At 53.2% G+C, this 15,393-nt stretch carries 15 protein-coding genes; all 15 read right to left on the bottom strand.

Going from position 1 to position 15,393, the window contains the following annotated elements:
* Window positions 1-113 precede the first annotated feature (113 nt).
* The 15 genes from glmS to asnC all read right to left on the bottom strand — a co-directional run bounded on the left by glmS (window position 114) and on the right by asnC (window position 15,364).
* A complete protein-coding gene (gene glmS, locus RZ35_RS13385) occupies window positions 114-1,949 on the bottom strand; it encodes a glutamine--fructose-6-phosphate transaminase (isomerizing) (protein WP_026743766.1) in 1,836 nt (611 codons plus the stop codon).
* 252 nt (window positions 1,950-2,201) lie between these two features.
* Window positions 2,202-3,572: a bifunctional UDP-N-acetylglucosamine diphosphorylase/glucosamine-1-phosphate N-acetyltransferase GlmU gene (glmU, locus tag RZ35_RS13375; RefSeq protein ID WP_026743764.1), complete on the bottom strand. Its 1,371-nt coding sequence runs from the start codon at window positions 3,570-3,572 to the stop codon at window positions 2,202-2,204.
* Window positions 3,573-3,841: 269 nt separating this feature from the next.
* Window positions 3,842-4,255 (bottom strand): F0F1 ATP synthase subunit epsilon, encoded by a 414-nt coding sequence (locus RZ35_RS13370; RefSeq protein WP_026738603.1) that lies wholly within the window; start codon window positions 4,253-4,255, stop codon window positions 3,842-3,844.
* Between the two features lie 29 nt (window positions 4,256-4,284).
* A complete protein-coding gene (atpD, locus tag RZ35_RS13365) occupies window positions 4,285-5,667 on the bottom strand; it encodes a F0F1 ATP synthase subunit beta (protein WP_026738604.1) in 1,383 nt (460 codons plus the stop codon).
* 46 nt (window positions 5,668-5,713) lie between these two features.
* Window positions 5,714-6,577 carry a F0F1 ATP synthase subunit gamma gene (gene atpG, locus RZ35_RS13360; protein WP_026743763.1) on the bottom strand — a complete coding sequence of 288 codons (864 nt, stop codon included), beginning with the start codon at window positions 6,575-6,577 and terminating at the stop codon, window positions 5,714-5,716.
* A 53-nt stretch (window positions 6,578-6,630) separates the two neighbouring features.
* Window positions 6,631-8,172: a F0F1 ATP synthase subunit alpha gene (atpA, locus tag RZ35_RS13355; RefSeq protein WP_026743762.1), complete on the bottom strand. Its 1,542-nt coding sequence runs from the start codon at window positions 8,170-8,172 to the stop codon at window positions 6,631-6,633.
* 12 nt (window positions 8,173-8,184) lie between these two features.
* Window positions 8,185-8,718: a F0F1 ATP synthase subunit delta gene (atpH, locus tag RZ35_RS13350; RefSeq protein WP_026743761.1), complete on the bottom strand. Its 534-nt coding sequence runs from the start codon at window positions 8,716-8,718 to the stop codon at window positions 8,185-8,187.
* A 14-nt stretch (window positions 8,719-8,732) separates the two neighbouring features.
* Window positions 8,733-9,203 carry a F0F1 ATP synthase subunit B gene (gene atpF / locus RZ35_RS13345; RefSeq protein ID WP_026743760.1) on the bottom strand — a complete coding sequence of 157 codons (471 nt, stop codon included), beginning with the start codon at window positions 9,201-9,203 and terminating at the stop codon, window positions 8,733-8,735.
* A 63-nt stretch (window positions 9,204-9,266) separates the two neighbouring features.
* The gene (gene atpE / locus RZ35_RS13340) at window positions 9,267-9,506 is read right to left on the bottom strand and encodes a F0F1 ATP synthase subunit C (protein WP_005976545.1); all 240 of its coding nucleotides are present in this window, start codon (window positions 9,504-9,506) and stop codon (window positions 9,267-9,269) included.
* 49 nt (window positions 9,507-9,555) lie between these two features.
* Window positions 9,556-10,359: a F0F1 ATP synthase subunit A gene (gene atpB, locus RZ35_RS13335; RefSeq protein ID WP_026743759.1), complete on the bottom strand. Its 804-nt coding sequence runs from the start codon at window positions 10,357-10,359 to the stop codon at window positions 9,556-9,558.
* 23 nt (window positions 10,360-10,382) lie between these two features.
* Window positions 10,383-10,766 carry a F0F1 ATP synthase subunit I gene (gene atpI, locus RZ35_RS13330; protein ID WP_026743758.1) on the bottom strand — a complete coding sequence of 128 codons (384 nt, stop codon included), beginning with the start codon at window positions 10,764-10,766 and terminating at the stop codon, window positions 10,383-10,385.
* Between the two features lie 638 nt (window positions 10,767-11,404).
* Window positions 11,405-12,019, bottom strand: a complete 615-nt coding sequence (rsmG, locus tag RZ35_RS13325) for a 16S rRNA (guanine(527)-N(7))-methyltransferase RsmG (RefSeq protein WP_026743757.1) — start codon at window positions 12,017-12,019, stop codon at window positions 11,405-11,407.
* Window positions 12,020-12,100: 81 nt separating this feature from the next.
* A complete protein-coding gene (gene mnmG / locus RZ35_RS13320) occupies window positions 12,101-13,990 on the bottom strand; it encodes a tRNA uridine-5-carboxymethylaminomethyl(34) synthesis enzyme MnmG (RefSeq protein WP_026743756.1) in 1,890 nt (629 codons plus the stop codon).
* Between the two features lie 377 nt (window positions 13,991-14,367).
* Window positions 14,368-14,811 (bottom strand): FMN-binding protein MioC, encoded by a 444-nt coding sequence (mioC, locus tag RZ35_RS13315; RefSeq protein WP_026743755.1) that lies wholly within the window; start codon window positions 14,809-14,811, stop codon window positions 14,368-14,370.
* 91 nt (window positions 14,812-14,902) lie between these two features.
* Window positions 14,903-15,364 (bottom strand): transcriptional regulator AsnC, encoded by a 462-nt coding sequence (gene asnC, locus RZ35_RS13310; RefSeq protein ID WP_026743754.1) that lies wholly within the window; start codon window positions 15,362-15,364, stop codon window positions 14,903-14,905.
* Window positions 15,365-15,393: the final 29 nt, after the last annotated feature.

Raw genomic sequence — 15,393 nt, 5'->3', positions numbered from 1 at the left:
GGCATAAAACGGCGGCGGCAGGGAAAAATTTATAAAGAAGTTAAAGAAAAGGGGAAAATAACGCCAGCCAGAGAATATGAACATGATTTCTCTGGCTGGNGAGGCAGATTTAATTACTCCACGGTGACCGACTTCGCCAGATTACGTGGCTGGTCAACATCGGTGCCTTTTATTAAGGCAACATGGTAAGCCAGCAGTTGAAGCGGCACGGTGTAGAAGATGGGGGCAATAACCTCTTCTACATGTGGCAGAGAAATGATTTTCATCATATCGTTGTCCGAGGTGAATCCCGCTTCTTCATCCGCAAAGACATATAGCTCACCGCCTCGGGCGCGTACTTCCTCAATGTTAGATTTGAGTTTTTCCAGCAAATCATTGTTAGGCGCAACCACTACAACGGGCATATCCGTATCAATCAACGCCAGCGGACCATGTTTTAATTCGCCGGCTGCGTACGCTTCCGCGTGAATGTAGGAGATTTCTTTCAGCTTGAGCGCCCCTTCCATCGCTATCGGATACTGGTCGCCACGACCCAGGAATAGCGCGTGGTGCTTGTCTGAGAAGCCTTCCGCCAGCGATTCAATCAGCTTGTCCTGAGACAGGATCTGCTCTAGACGCGCGGGCAAGGCCTGCAGGGCGTGCACGATATCGTGCTCAACCTGAGGTTCCATACCGCGCAGGCGCCCAATTCGCGCCACCAGCATCAGCAATACCGTCAGCTGAGTAGTGAAAGCCTTGGTCGACGCCACGCCGATTTCCGTGCCGGCTTTGGTCATGAGCGCCAAATCGGACTCGCGCACCAGCGATGAACTGGCCACGTTGCAGATCGCCAGCGAACCTAGATAGCCGAGCGACTTGGACAAACGCAGCGCGGCCAGCGTATCGGCGGTTTCCCCGGACTGGGACAGCGTAATCATCATGCTGTTACGCCGCACAGCCGGCTTGCGGTAACGAAATTCAGAAGCGATTTCGACGTCGCATGGAATACCCGCCAGCGACTCAAACCAGTAGCGGGACACCATTCCAGAGTTGTAGGAGGTTCCACAGGCGATAATCTGCAAATGCTCGACTTTCGACAGCAGTTCGTCTGCATGCGCGCCCAGCTCGGACAAATCAATCTCGCCATGGCTGAAGCGGCCTTCCAGCGTGTTTTTGATCGCCAGAGGCTGTTCGTAAATCTCTTTCTGCATGTAGTGACGGTAGGCGCCTTTGTCTCCGGCATCGTACTGCACGTTGGATTCGATCTCTTCGCGCGTCNCTTCCGCACCCTGACGATCGAAAATACGTACCGTACGGCGAGTGACTTCAGCAATATCGCCTTCTTCCAGGAAGATGAAGCGGCGGGTTACCGGCAGCAGCGCCAGCTGATCGGAAGCGATGAAGTTTTCCCCTACGCCGCGACCAATGACCAGGGGACTGCCGGAACGCGCGGCCACCAGAACGTTGGGATCGGAGCTGTCCATCAGCACCATGCCATAAGCGCCACGCAGCTGAGGAATGACGCGTTTGACGATATCAATCAGCGATCCGCCGTTTTCTTTCTGTTCCCAACGCACTAAATGCGCGACGACTTCCGTATCTGTTTCGGAAACGAATTCAAAACCCCGCGCGGTCAGCGTTTCACGCAGCGGCTCATAGTTTTCAATGATGCCGTTGTGCACGACAACGATGTTTTCGGACACATGCGGATGCGCATTCGCTTCCGACGGTTCGCCGTGCGTCGCCCAACGCGTATGGGCGATCCCGGTGCCGCCGTGCAGCGGATGTTCGTCCGCCGCCTGGGCCAGCATCTGGACTTTCCCTAAACGACGCAGACGGGTCATATGCCCTTCGTTATCGACAACCGCCAGACCGGCCGAATCATAGCCCCGGTATTCCAGACGGCGTAACCCTTCCAGCAGGATTTCAGCAATATCTCGTTGCGCGACTGCGCCTACAATTCCACACATACAATGGTATTCCTATAGAGGCGACATACTGTGTCGCCGATGAAGTCTTTGACCTGATTAATCCGGTGTATTCCGGGCTCCCCGAGCCTTGTAGAGTGGGGAATTATTATGTTTTGGCCTGCCAGTTCGCGCATCAATAAGAAAATGCAGGACAAAACCGTCTTTCATCAAGACAATGCTCATCCCGCCCTGCTGGGACGGGATGAGCTGTTTGACGAGGGCGCGTATATCCACCGCCGCCATCACAACGTTTTACTTCTTTTTCACCGGCCTATGCCAACCCGCGATGCTTGTCTGTTTGACGCGGCTAAGTACCAGCTCATTTTCGCCCACATCGCGAGTCACCGTGGTGCCAGCGCCAAGAGTCGCTCCATTGGCAATGCGAACCGGCGCCACCAGCTGGGTATCCGAACCGACAAAGACATCATCGCCGATGAGGGTTTGATGCTTGTTGGCCCCGTCATAATTACAGGTGATAGTACCCGCGCCAATATTCACGTTCGCGCCGATATCCGCATCGCCCAAATAGGTCAGGTGGCCGGCTTTAGAGCCTTTCCCCAAACGCGCTTTTTTCATTTCAACGAAATTNCCGACGTGAGCGCCTTCCGCCAGCTCGGCGCCAGGCCTCAGACGCGCAAAAGGCCCGATAGTGCACTTCGCTTCCAGCACGGCGTCTTCCAACACCGAGTATGGACTGACTTCACAATCATCACCAATGACGCTGTTTTTGATCACGCAGCCCGCACCAATCGTCACGCGATCCCCCAAAGTGACGTGGCCTTCCAGTATGACATTGCTGTCAATGGTGACGTCACGGCCAAACTTCACGTCGCCGCGCAGATCGAACCGCGCCGGATCCTGCAACATGACCCCTGCCATCAACAGCTTTTCCGCCTGTTCCTGCTGATAGATGCGCTCCAGACGCGCCAGTTGGAGGCGATTGTTGACGCCTTCCACCTCGCTGGGGCGTTCTGGGTGTACTGCGGCGACGTGACGGCCTTCTTGAGCAGCCATCGCGATGATATCGGTGATATAAAATTCGCCTTGCGCATTGTCGTTGCTCAGTTGGCTCAGCCAACGCTTCAGATCGCGGCCGCCCGCCACCAGAATTCCGGTATTGATTTCGCAGATTTCACGCTGCGCTTCGCTGGCGTCTTTATGTTCCACGATACCGACCACCGCCTGGTCCTGCCGTACAATGCGGCCGTATCCGGTAGGATCGTCGACTTGTACGGTCAGCAGGCCGATGCCGCCCTCGGGTTTCGCCTGCACGAGATGCTTTAACGTCGCTTCGGCGATCAACGGCACATCGCCGTACAACATCAAGACATCTTCGTCATCGGTAAATGCTGGCGCCGCCTGCTGCATCGCATGCCCCGTCCCCAGCTGTTCGGCCTGCAACACCCAGTTCAGCGCTTCGCCGGACAACATCTTTTTCAGGCGATCGCCGCCGTGACCATAAACCAAATGAATACGCTCGGCGCCCACCTTCATGGCGGTATCAATCACGTGTTGAACCATCGGCTTGCCAGCCAGCGGGNGGAGAACTTTGGGAAGATCGGAATACATGCGCGTTCCCTTGCCGGCGGCAAGAATGACGACGCTGATAGCACTGTTCGACATAGGCATCCTGACTGAAACTGATTGGTGCCCACCAAGTGGGACGAATGAAAGTTAACCCTATTATTACACCGGATTACTACATATTTTTCAGCGAAAAATCCCGCTTGGCCGCTTTTTGCGTGATAACGCCGACGAATTGGCGGATTCAACCTCAAAGGCGTCCATTTAGCGACGGTTTTGAGTCTTAACCACCTTAAACATCGCCCGGGCCACGGGTATAAAAAAAGCCAGCAGGTAAACACCGGCCGGCTTTTTGGAGATTGTTTCTGTTACATCGATTTTCTGGTCAGCTCGATAACGCGCAGTTTGGCAATGGCTTTGCTCAGTTCAGCAGAGGCCTGAGCGTAATCCACGTCACCGTGTGAACTGCGGATATGTTCTTCAGCCTTGCGCTTCGCTTCCAAAGCCCGCGCTTCATCAAGATCCTGCCCACGGATGGCGGTATCAGCCAAAACGGTGACCGCGTTCGGCTGTACCTCAAGGGTACCACCAGACAGGTAGATGAACTCTTCATCACCGTGTTGCTTAACAATACGCACCATACCAGGCTTAATGGCCGTCAGCAGGGGGGCGTGACCAGGGTAAATCCCCAGCTCGCCTTCGCTACCGGTCACCTGAATTTTCTGTACCAGACCGGCGAACATTGCCTGTTCCGCACTCACGACATCCAGATGGTAAGTCATAGCAGCCATGTCACCCTCCTATCAAGGCGTTACAGTTTCTTGGCTTTTTCCACGGCTTCGTCAATGGAACCCACCATGTAGAACGCCTGCTCCGGCAGGTGGTCGTATTCGCCGTCCATGATGCCTTTGAAGCCACGGATGGTCTCTTTCAGAGAAACGAATTTACCCGGAGAACCCGTAAACACTTCTGCCACGAAGAATGGCTGAGACAGGAAGCGCTGAATCTTACGAGCTCGGGATACAACCAGTTTGTCTTCTTCAGACAGTTCGTCCATACCCAGAATCGCGATGATGTCTTTCAGTTCCTGGTAACGCTGCAGAATGGACTGCACGCCACGAGCGACATCATAGTGTTCCTGACCCACAACCAGCGGATCCAACTGACGACTGGTGGAATCCAGCGGGTCAACGGCCGGGTAGATCCCCAGAGACGCGATCTGACGGCTCAGTACCACGGTTGCATCCAAGTGAGCAAAGGTGGTGGCTGGCGACGGGTCGGTCAAGTCATCCGCAGGGACGTAAACGGCCTGTACGGATGTGATGGAACCGGTTTTCGTGGAAGTGATACGTTCCTGCAACACACCCATTTCTTCCGCCAGCGTCGGCTGGTAGCCCACCGCGGAAGGCATACGTCCCAGCAGAGCGGACACTTCGGTACCGGCCAGCGTATAACGGTAGATATTATCGACGAACAGCAGAACGTCGCGGCCTTCATCACGGAATTTTTCCGCCATGGTCAGGCCGGTCAGTGCTACGCGCAGACGGTTACCCGGCGGCTCGTTCATCTGACCATACACGAGCGATACTTTATCCAAAACGTTGGATTCGCTCATTTCGTGGTAGAAGTCATTACCTTCACGGGTACGTTCCCCTACGCCCGCAAAGACGGAGTAACCGGAGTGCTCGATAGCGATGTTACGGATCAGTTCCATCATGTTGACGGTCTTACCCACACCCGCGCCGCCGAGCAGGCCGACTTTACCGCCTTTGGCGAATGGGCACATCAGGTCGATAACCTTGATACCCGTTTCCAGCAGTTCCTGTGAGTTGGACAGATCTTCGTAAACCGGCGCTTCACGGTGGATAGCCCAACGCTCTTCTTCGCCGATGTCGCCCTTCATGTCGACTGGCTCGCCCAGTACGTTCATGATACGACCCAGCGTCGCTTTACCTACCGGCACTTCGATAGGGTGACCGAGGTTAGCAACGTCCAGGCCGCGACGCAGACCGTCTGAAGAACCCATTGCAATACAACGAACAACGCCGCCGCCTAACTGCTGCTGTACTTCCAGCACCAGTTTTTCAGCACCGTTTTCAACCTCAAGCGCATCGTACACCTTCGGTACGGCATCCTGAGGGAACTCGACGTCCACCACGGCGCCGATTACCTGGATAATCTTTCCAGTAGCCATCTTGAATCCTCTACGTAATTCGACAATACGTAATTCGTAAACCTGCTTAAACCGCGGAGGCTCCCCCGACGATCTCGGTGAGTTCCTGAGTGATGCTGGCCTGACGAGCTTTGTTGTATACCAACTGCAGCTCTTTAATCAGATTGCCGCCGTTATCGGTGGCGGCCTTCATCGCAACCATTCGCGCGGCCTGCTCGCTGGCCAGGTTCTCTACGACGCCCTGATAAACCTGAGACTCCACATAACGGCGCAGCAGGGTATCCAGCAGTGCTTTAGGGTCCGGCTCATACAGGTAATCCCAGGATTTCTTCTTCAGCGCGCTGTCTTCCGCCGGGGGCAGAGGCAGAAGCTGAACAACCTGAGGCTCCTGAGACATGGTATTGATGAACTTGTTGCTCACCACATACAGCCTGTCCAGACGACCTTCGTCATAGGCCTGCAGCATGACTTTTACCGATCCGATCAATTCAGATAGGCTGGGGGTATCGCCCATTCCAGTCACCTGAGCGACAATGTTTCCGCCAACGGAATTGAAGAAAGAGACGCCTTTTGCCCCTACCAGCGCCAGATCGCTTTCGACGCCCTTGTCGCCCCACTCTTTCATCTCGGCCAGAAGCTTTTTGAACAGGTTAATATTCAAGCCACCACACAGGCCACGGTCCGTAGACACTACAAAATACCCGACGCGCTTCACTTCGCGCTCTTCCAGGTACGGATGTCTATATTCCAAATTACCTAACGCAAGGTGACCAATCACTTTGCGAATAGTTTCAGCATAAGGACGGCTGGCCACCATACGATCCTGCGATTTACGCATTTTGGAAGCGGCGACCATCTCCATCGCTTTAGTGATCTTCTGCGTATTCTGGACGCTTCCGATCTTACTACGTATCTCTTTTGCGCCGGCCATCTTAGCTTCTCCTCAATAGCCTAGCGGTCTGCTGTGNGGCAGACCGCGGGCGATTACCAGGACTGGGTTGCTTTAAAGGTATCGAGGATAGTTTTGAATTGCCCCTCGATTTCATCGTTATAAGCACCCGTCTGGTCGATCTGCTGCAGAAGTTCGCCGTGCTCACGGCTGGCATAGGCCAGCAGCGCTGCTTCGAAACTTCCCACTTTAGACAGCTCAACGTCTTCCAGGTAACCGCGTTCTGCCGAGAACAGTACCAGAGACTGCTGCGCGATAGACATCGGCGCATACTGTTTCTGTTTCAGCAGTTCAGTGACTTTCTGACCGTGGTTCAGCTGCTTACGCGTTGCATCATCCAGATCGGAAGCAAACTGAGAAAACGCCGCCAGTTCGCGATACTGTGCCAGTGCGGTACGAATACCACCGGACAGTTTCTTCATGATCTTGCTCTGAGCCGCACCACCTACACGGGATACGGAAATCCCCGGGTTAACCGCAGGACGAATACCGGCGTTGAACAGGGTGGATTCCAGGAAGATCTGACCATCGGTAATGGAAATGACGTTGGTCGGTACGAACGCGGAAACGTCTCCAGCCTGGGTTTCAATGATAGGCAGCGCCGTCAGAGAACCCGTTTTGTCCTTCACTTCACCGTTGGTGAATTTTTCTACGTACTCGGCGTTGACGCGCGCAGCACGTTCCAGCAGGCGGGAGTGCAGATAAAACACATCGCCCGGGAATGCTTCACGGCCCGGCGGACGGCGCAGCAGCAGAGAAATCTGACGATAAGCGACAGCCTGTTTGGACAGGTCATCGTAAATGATCAGCGCATCTTCACCACGGTCACGGAAATATTCTCCCATAGCGCAACCGGCATAAGGCGCCAGGTACTGCAGAGCGGCAGATTCGGAAGCCGTAGCCACAACCACGATGGTGTTATCCAGCGCGCCGTGCTCTTCCAGTTTGCGCACCACGTTGGAAATAGTGGATGCTTTCTGACCGATAGCGACGTAGATACATTTGATGCCGGAATCACGCTGGTTGATGATGGCATCAACGGCCAGTGCGGTTTTACCCGTCTGACGGTCGCCGATGATCAGCTCACGCTGACCCCGGCCGATCGGAATCATCGCATCGACGGATTTGTAACCGGTCTGAACCGGCTGGTCGACAGACTGACGTTCGATAACGCCCGGCGCAATCGCCTCAACTGCGGCGAAACCGTCGTGCTCTACCGGACCTTTGCCGTCGATAGGCGCACCCAGAGTGTTAACCACTCGGCCCAGCAGGCCGCGGCCGACCGGAACTTCCAGAATACGGCCGGTACATTTCACTTTCATGCCTTCGGCCAGGTCCGCATAAGGACCCATAACCACAGCCCCTACGGAGTCGCGCTCCAGGTTCAGGGCGATGGCATAACGGTTGCCGGGCAGGGAAATCATTTCCCCCTGCATCACATCGGCCAGACCGTGTACGCGGATGATCCCGTCACTGACGGAAACGATAGTACCTTCGTTATGAGCTTCGCTCACAACATTGAACTGAGCAATCCGCTGCTTGATCAGTTCACTGATTTCGGTGGAATTCAGTTGCATGCTCCAGTCCCCTTAAGACTGCAAGACGTCTGCCAGACGATCCAGACGACCACGAATACTGCCGTCTATCACCATATCGCCTGCGCGAATGATCACGCCGGCCATAACAGACTTATCAATTTTGCAATTCAGCTTCACTTTACGTGACAGACGTTGTTCCATTGCAACCGCTATCTTGGATAGCTGCTGCTCGCTCAGCGTCGCGGCAGAAATCACATCGACATCAACTGTCGATTCCTGTGCCGCGCGAAGTTGAACAAACTGTTCCAGTACTTCAGTAAGCACCGGTAAACGCCCGTTTTCGGCCATAACCCTAATCAGGTTCTGGCCCGCATCATCTAGTTGATCACCGCAGACCTCAATGAAGGTATTCGCCAGCGTATGCGGCGCGACAGCGCCGGAAAGCAGTTCGGCGATCTGTTCATCTCGGCTTACTTCCGCAGCAAATGCCAGCATGTACTGCCAGTGTTCAACCGCCTGATGTTCTGCGGCAAAGTCAAAAGCTGCTTTGGCGTAGGGGCGAGCTACCGTGACAAATTCAGACATCAGCCCCTTCCTCCTTACAGTTCAGCGACCAGTTTATCGACGATGTCGCTGTTGGCAGCTTCATCCACGGAACGTTCAATGATTCTCTCGGCACCCGCAATGGCCAGCGAAGCGACCTGCTTACGCAGTTCTTCGCGAGCGCGCTTGCGNTCAGCGTCAATCTCAGCCTGGGCCTGCGCCACAATTTTGTTGCGTTCCGTTTCTGCTTCCACTTTCGCTTCTTCCAGAATCTGAGCGCGCTGCTTATTCGCCTGCTCAATAATGNCCTGAGCATCCGCTTTAGCTTTCTTCAGTTGATCGGTCGCATTGGCCTGCGCTAGGTTCAGATCGTTCTTGGCGCGTTCTGCAGAAGACAGACCGTCAGCAATTTCTTTTTGACGCTTCTCGATGGCAGCCATAATCGGCGGCCATATGAACTTCATGCAGAACAGGACAAACAGGACAAACGCAATGGCCTGGCCGAGGATTGTAGCGTTAATATTCACAGCACAATGCCTCTTCGTAAGTTAAATGGTTGATGTTCCATCACCGGGCAAGCACAAGCTTGCTTAGGCGACCGCAAACATCACATACAGACCCAAACCAACAGCGATCATCGGGATTGCATCCACCAGACCCATTACGATAAAGAACTGTGTACGCAGCAGAGGAATCAGATCGGGCTGACGTGCAGCGCCTTCCAAAAATTTACCACCCAGAATGCCGATACCGATCGCAGCACCGATAGCCGCCAAACCCATCATCAACGCGGCAGCCATGTACAGCAGATCCACACTCAGGTTTTCCATGACAGTCTCCAGTTTGTTTCAGTTAAAACGTTATTGTGTTGAAAGAAAATCAATGCTCTTCAGATGCCATCGAGAGATAAACAACCGTCAGAACCATGAAAATAAAAGCCTGAAGCGTAATGATCAGGATGTGGAAAATGGCCCAAGGGACATTCAACAACCATTGAGACCACCACGGCAACAAGCCGGCAATCAGGATGAAAATCAACTCACCCGCATACATGTTGCCAAACAGTCGCAATCCCAGTGAAACGGGTTTGGACAGCAGGCTGACACCTTCAAGAATCAGGTTGATAGGGATAAAGACAGGATGATTAAACGGCTGTAGAGTCAGCTCTTTGACAAAGCCGCCTATGCCTTTCATTTTGATGCTGTAGAACAGAATCAGAATGAAAACGCCTAACGCCATCGAAAGCGTAATGTTCACGTCGGCAGAAGGTACCACGCGCAAATAAGCATGGGCCGGATCGTGCCCGGCGACGCTATAAATCTTCGCCCAAATTTGCGGCAGCAAATCGATCGGCAGCAGGTCCATAAAGTTCATCAGGAAAACCCAGACGAAAATGGTCAGCGCCAAAGGAGCAATCAATTTGCTCTTGCCGTGATACATATCACGCACGCTGCTATCCACGAAACCGACGACCAGCTCAACTGCTGTCTGCAGCTTGCCAGGCACGCCACTGGTTGCGTTTTTAGCGACTGAACGAAAGATGACCAGAAAGAGTATACCGAGAGCGACTGAGAAAAACATCGAATCGATGTTGATCGCCCAGAAGCCCGAACCCACCTGTAAATGCGTCAGATGATGGCCGATATACTCTTGCGGAGTAGAGATTTCTCCTGAAGCAGACATGATGTCCCTTACCCTTTTTGTTGTTAACTACGGTAACGGTTAATGACAGCGGGTGCCACGATTTGGATAACCAACACCGACAAGTATGTCAGGCCAAGCGGAAGGAACGCCGCATGTAACCCGCCTAACGCCACCACCAACAATGCCATGGTGAAGAGCATTTTCAGCGCCTCGCCCACAGCAAATGACCAGGCAATGCGTCCTGCTGACGGTGTCTGCACGTTCTGCCGTAAGGCAAACAGCATAAACACCATATTCGGCAACCAGGCTGCCAATCCCCCGCCTAATGCGGAAACCGCCGCTTTCTGGCTGACCGTGGCGAAAATAGCGCTCAACGTTATCATCGCCACGCATTGTATCAGCAACGAATGCAACGCGACTTTCCCATTGTAAAGGGGTACAGACATGACGCTTGCTCTCCCCGTACCTTTTTTCAGAGGTATGCTGAACAAAGTCGTATAAAACTGCCTTTAGAGCATCGAGTCAAGCAGCAAAAAACGAGCAAATTATACGTTTCAGCCAAGCGAATTCAATCAATAAGTAGCCAAAAGGTGAACGATTATTTAAATTTATTTCAGAAGCCTTATTTTTACTAACTATGCTGTTAACACCGCTTTAATAAAACCAGCACTAAATCGGCTACATTGTGTGATATTACTCACATAAAACGCGCTACAGGGTTTTATATACGATCGGCTTTTTTTTTGTCTTTAGCAAAAATAGCTATTTTTATTTATTTAATTTCAAATAGTTAAAAACCAACACTCAGCAAACATAACAAAACCACAGCGAAAACCGGTTATTGACATTCCGGATAATTTTATCTCACATCATTAACACATATCCGTCACTTAAAACGGCACCGAAATTGCTCGACTGTTTAAAAAAAACACAGCCACTTTCCCGTCAAAATGCATCAAAGACACCGCTGTGTAACATCACATTAAAAATTACTGAGGCCGCTAATTTATCACGCGCACGGCCCTGACTATCGTGTGAAAAGTGCAATTACTTCGTGCTTATTTGATAAAAAACAACATTAAAGCTAACGCAATATCACCAGATGACGCTCCCCTTCTTGCTCGGGGACGCTCAATTTGACGATCGACTCGGCAGAAACGCCCTCCGGCAGCGCATGCAGCTCATCATCGGGAAGCACGCCTTTAAGGGCGTAAAAACGCCCCTGAGGACGCGCGGGAAGATGGTGACACCATTTCACCATATCCTGCAGCGAAGCGAAGGCGCGGCTAATGACGCCGTCAAAAGCAGGCTCCGCGGGGAAGTCCTCTACGCGGCTCTGTACCGGTTCGATGTTTTCCAACTGTAGCTCATGCTGCACCTGACGCAGAAAGCGTACGCGCTTACCCAAACTGTCTAACAGAACGAAATGGGAATCAGGACGGACGATGGCCAACGGAATGCCAGGCAGGCCGGGGCCAGTGCCGACATCTATGAACCGTTGCCCTTCCAGATGGGGTTCTACCACCAAGCTATCCATGATGTGGCGCACCAGCATTTGGTCGGTGTCGCGCACCGAAGTCAAATTGTAGGCCTTGTTCCACTTATTCAGCAGTTCGACATACTGGATCAGCTGCGTTTTCTGGCGATCGGNCAACGTTATGCCAGCGCTGTCCAACAGGTGGTTTAATTTCGTAAGCACGCAAAAATCCTGGTTTTTCGTTCTGTTAGCTTGATAGACATGATGAAGCGCGGCCGACGTCATGCGGTCGGCCGCGCTCTTTTAGGCGCTGCGACGCAGCATCCCTTGTTTCTTCAGCCACACCAGCAAAATGGAGATGGCGGCAGGCGTGACGCCAGAGATACGAGACGCCTGGCCGATGGAGCCAGGCTTGTGATCGTTGAGCTTGGCGACCACTTCGTTCGAGAGGCCGCTGACCTGACGATAGTCCAGCTCAGCCGGCAGCACCGTATTTTCATTACGCAGCTGTTTTTCGATCTCTTCCAGCTGACGGGCGATATAACCTTCGTATTTGACCTGAATCTCGACCTGTTCAGCCGCTTTGGCATCGGCCAGCGCCGGAGCGAACATCGGCAGCTGGGTCAGCAGCGCGTAGTCGATTTCAGGGCGACGCAACAGATCTTCGCCGTTGGCTTCACGCGACAGCGGCGCCTTCAGCAGCGTGTTGATCTGGGCGACCTGCTCAGAATGTGGGTGGACGAAAACATCGCGCAGACGCTGACGCTCTTTTTCGATGCTCTCCAGCTTCTCGTTGAAGTGCGCCCAGCGCATATCGTCCACCATGCCCAGCTGTCGACCTTGCTCGGTCAAACGCAGGTCTGCGTTGTCTTCACGCAGCATCAGACGATACTCCGCTCGTGAAGTGAACATGCGGTATGGCTCTTTCGTGCCCAGCGTGCAGAGATCGTCCACCAGCACGCCGATATAGGCCTGATCGCGACGAGGCGTCCACCCTTCCTGCTCGAAGGCCAGTCGTGCGGCGTTTAGCCCCGCCAACATACCCTGAGCGGCGGCTTCTTCGTAACCGGTGGTGCCATTGATTTGACCGGCGAAGAANAAGCCGTGGATAAATTTGTTTTCCAGCGTCGGTTTGAGATCGCGCGGATCGAAAAAGTCATATTCGATCGCATAGCCCGGACGAATGATGCGTGCGTTTTCCAACCCGGCCATCGAGCGAACAATCTGCCATTGCACGTCGAAAGGAAGGCTGGTGGAAATGCCGTTCGGGTAAATCTCGTTACTGGTCAGCCCTTCCGGCTCCAGGAAAATCTGGTGAGCATTGCGGTCAGCAAAGCGCATGACTTTGTCTTCGATCGACGGACAGTAGCGAGGACCAATGCCTTCGATAACGCCAGCGTACATTGGGCTGCGATCCAGATTGTTGCGGATCACTTCATGCGTACGTTCGTTGGTGTGCGTGATGTAGCACGGCATCTGCGCCGGATGCTGACTGGCCTTTCCCATGAAGGAGAAGACCGGCATCGGCGTATCGCCATGCTGTTGACCCAAAACGCTGAAGTCGATAGTGCGTGCGTCGATACGCGGCGGCGTCCCGGTTTTCAGCCGACCGACACGAAGCGGCAACTCCCGCAGACGTTTGGCGAGCGGTATGGATGGCGGATCGCCCGCTCGGCCACCGCTATAGTTATCCATTCCGATATGAATTTTACCGTCAAGGAAAGTTCCGACGGTCAGGACGACGGATTTGGCGCGGAATTTCAGCCCCATCTGGGTCACGACACCCACCACGCGATCGTTCTCCACGATGAGATCGTCAACGGCCTGCTGGAAGATCGTCAGGTTTTCCTGATTCTCCAACGCCGTTCTTACCGCTTGCCGATACAGGACGCGGTCTGCCTGAGCACGAGTCGCTCGCACCGCAGGCCCTTTGCTGATGTTTAGTATCCTAAACTGAATACCCGCCTGGTCGATAGCGCTGGCCATCAGGCCGCCCATGGCGTCGATCTNTTTGACCAGATGACCTTTTCCGATCCCGCCGATGGCTGGATTGCATGACATTTGTCCTAACGTATCAATGTTATGCGTCAGTAAAAGGGTTTGACGTCCCATTCGAGCAGAAGCCATCGCGGCTTCTGTGCCGGCGTGNCCTCCGCCGATCACAATGACGTCAAAAGGATCTGGATAAAACATGGTACTGCACCTCGCGTGGTTGCGAACGATCGTTACGGCCCTGGGGTGGGGGATTCTACTCAAGTTTGTTCGAACGACCAAGCGCGGTTGATCGTCAGGTAATTAAAGAAAGATCTTTTTATTTAAAGATCTCTTTATTAGATCTCTTATTAGGATCGACCATATCTGTGGATAACCCTAAATAAGCGAGAATGATCATGCGATTAAGCGGGATCATTAGCTGTGAAAGATCGGTGATCCCACTCCGTATAAGCTGGGATCTGAATGGGACTTTATGCACAGGTCAGAAAACAAACAGTAGTTGTTACTGGGATAACTACCGGTTTTACCCGTGATATAACGTGTTTTATCCACAGGTAAAGGTGTAAAAAAAGGCATTATCTGAGTAAATTAATCCACGATCCCAGCCATTCTTCCGCCGGATCTTCCGGTATTTCGTGTTCGGTGATGTCGATCTTGAGGATTTCACCGATCCTTTTCGCGCCNCGATCCTGCAAAACGCGGTCAGCGGTCAGGATCGCGCCGCAGTATGTGTCGTACTCTTTACTGCCGATCCCGATAGCGCCAAACCCGATCTCCGAGAGGTCGGGTTTATTCNCTTCTATTTCTTCAAACAACGTTTTCAGGTTGTCAGGCAGGTCGCCAGCGCCGTGCGTAGAGGTGATCACCAGCCATAACCCTTCCGTAGGCACTTCACTGAGTTCTGGGCCATGCAACAGCGTGGTGGAAAAGTCAGCCTGTTGCAGCAGGGTTTCCAAATGCTCTGCGACGTACTCCGCGCTGCCAAGCGTGCTACCGCTAATAAGAGNGATATGGGTCATACACGATCCCGTCGGATGAAAAGACGGGACATTGTACGCTGTGATTTTGGTGGGATCTACCTGTGGATAATAGGGGGATAGTAAAAAAGGGTTAGGGCGTGATGGTCCGCATGATGGGGTTTTGCAGGGAGATCAAGGTCTCCGTGGACTGAATTTCATCAATGGTTTGGATCTTGTTGATAAGTACATCCTGCAATGCGTCGATAGAGCGGCACATCACCTTGATGAACACGCTGTAGTGCCCAGTGGTGTAATAGGCTTCCACCACTTCTTCCAGGTTATTCAGCTTTTCGAGCGCGGCGGGGTAATCTTTGGCGCTCTTCAAGATAATGCCGATAAAACAGCATACGTCGTAACCCAGCTGCTTGGGATTTACGTCCAGACGCGTGCCGACAATGATGCCCGCCTGCTTCATTTTTTCTACCCGAACGTGGATGGTGCCGGGGCTGACAGCGAACTGCTTGGCAAGCTCCGCATAGGGCGTACGCGCATTTTCCATTAGCGCGCTGAGGATACTGCGGTCGAGTTCGTCCATTGAATAGGTGTCGGCCATATCTCGTCTCTATTGTTGTCTGTTTCTGC

This window comes from Lonsdalea quercina subsp. quercina (assembly GCF_000688655.1).
Lineage (GTDB): Bacteria > Pseudomonadota > Gammaproteobacteria > Enterobacterales > Enterobacteriaceae > Lonsdalea > Lonsdalea quercina.
The sequence above is the reverse complement of the archived record's forward strand: the minus strand, read 5'-3'. Positions and strand labels throughout refer to the sequence as shown.

What these genes read in the sequence shown, in the direction of transcription:
- RZ35_RS13370 (WP_026738603.1), bottom strand. Translation starts at nt 4,255, where the DNA reads ATGACTTACCATCTGGATGTCGTGAGTGCGGAACAGGCAATGTTCGCC.
- atpD (WP_026738604.1), bottom strand. Translation starts at nt 5,667, where the DNA reads ATGGCTACTGGAAAGATTATCCAGGTAATCGGCGCCGTGGTGGACGTC.
- atpG (WP_026743763.1), bottom strand. Translation starts at nt 6,577, where the DNA reads ATGGCCGGCGCAAAAGAGATACGTAGTAAGATCGGAAGCGTCCAGAAT.
- atpA (WP_026743762.1), bottom strand. Translation starts at nt 8,172, where the DNA reads ATGCAACTGAATTCCACCGAAATCAGTGAACTGATCAAGCAGCGGATT.
- atpH (WP_026743761.1), bottom strand. Translation starts at nt 8,718, where the DNA reads ATGTCTGAATTTGTCACGGTAGCTCGCCCCTACGCCAAAGCAGCTTTT.
- atpE (WP_005976545.1), bottom strand. Translation starts at nt 9,506, where the DNA reads ATGGAAAACCTGAGTGTGGATCTGCTGTACATGGCTGCCGCGTTGATG.
- atpB (WP_026743759.1), bottom strand. Translation starts at nt 10,359, where the DNA reads ATGTCTGCTTCAGGAGAAATCTCTACTCCGCAAGAGTATATCGGCCAT.
- atpI (WP_026743758.1), bottom strand. Translation starts at nt 10,766, where the DNA reads ATGTCTGTACCCCTTTACAATGGGAAAGTCGCGTTGCATTCGTTGCTG.
- asnC (WP_026743754.1), bottom strand. Translation starts at nt 15,364, where the DNA reads ATGGCCGACACCTATTCAATGGACGAACTCGACCGCAGTATCCTCAGC.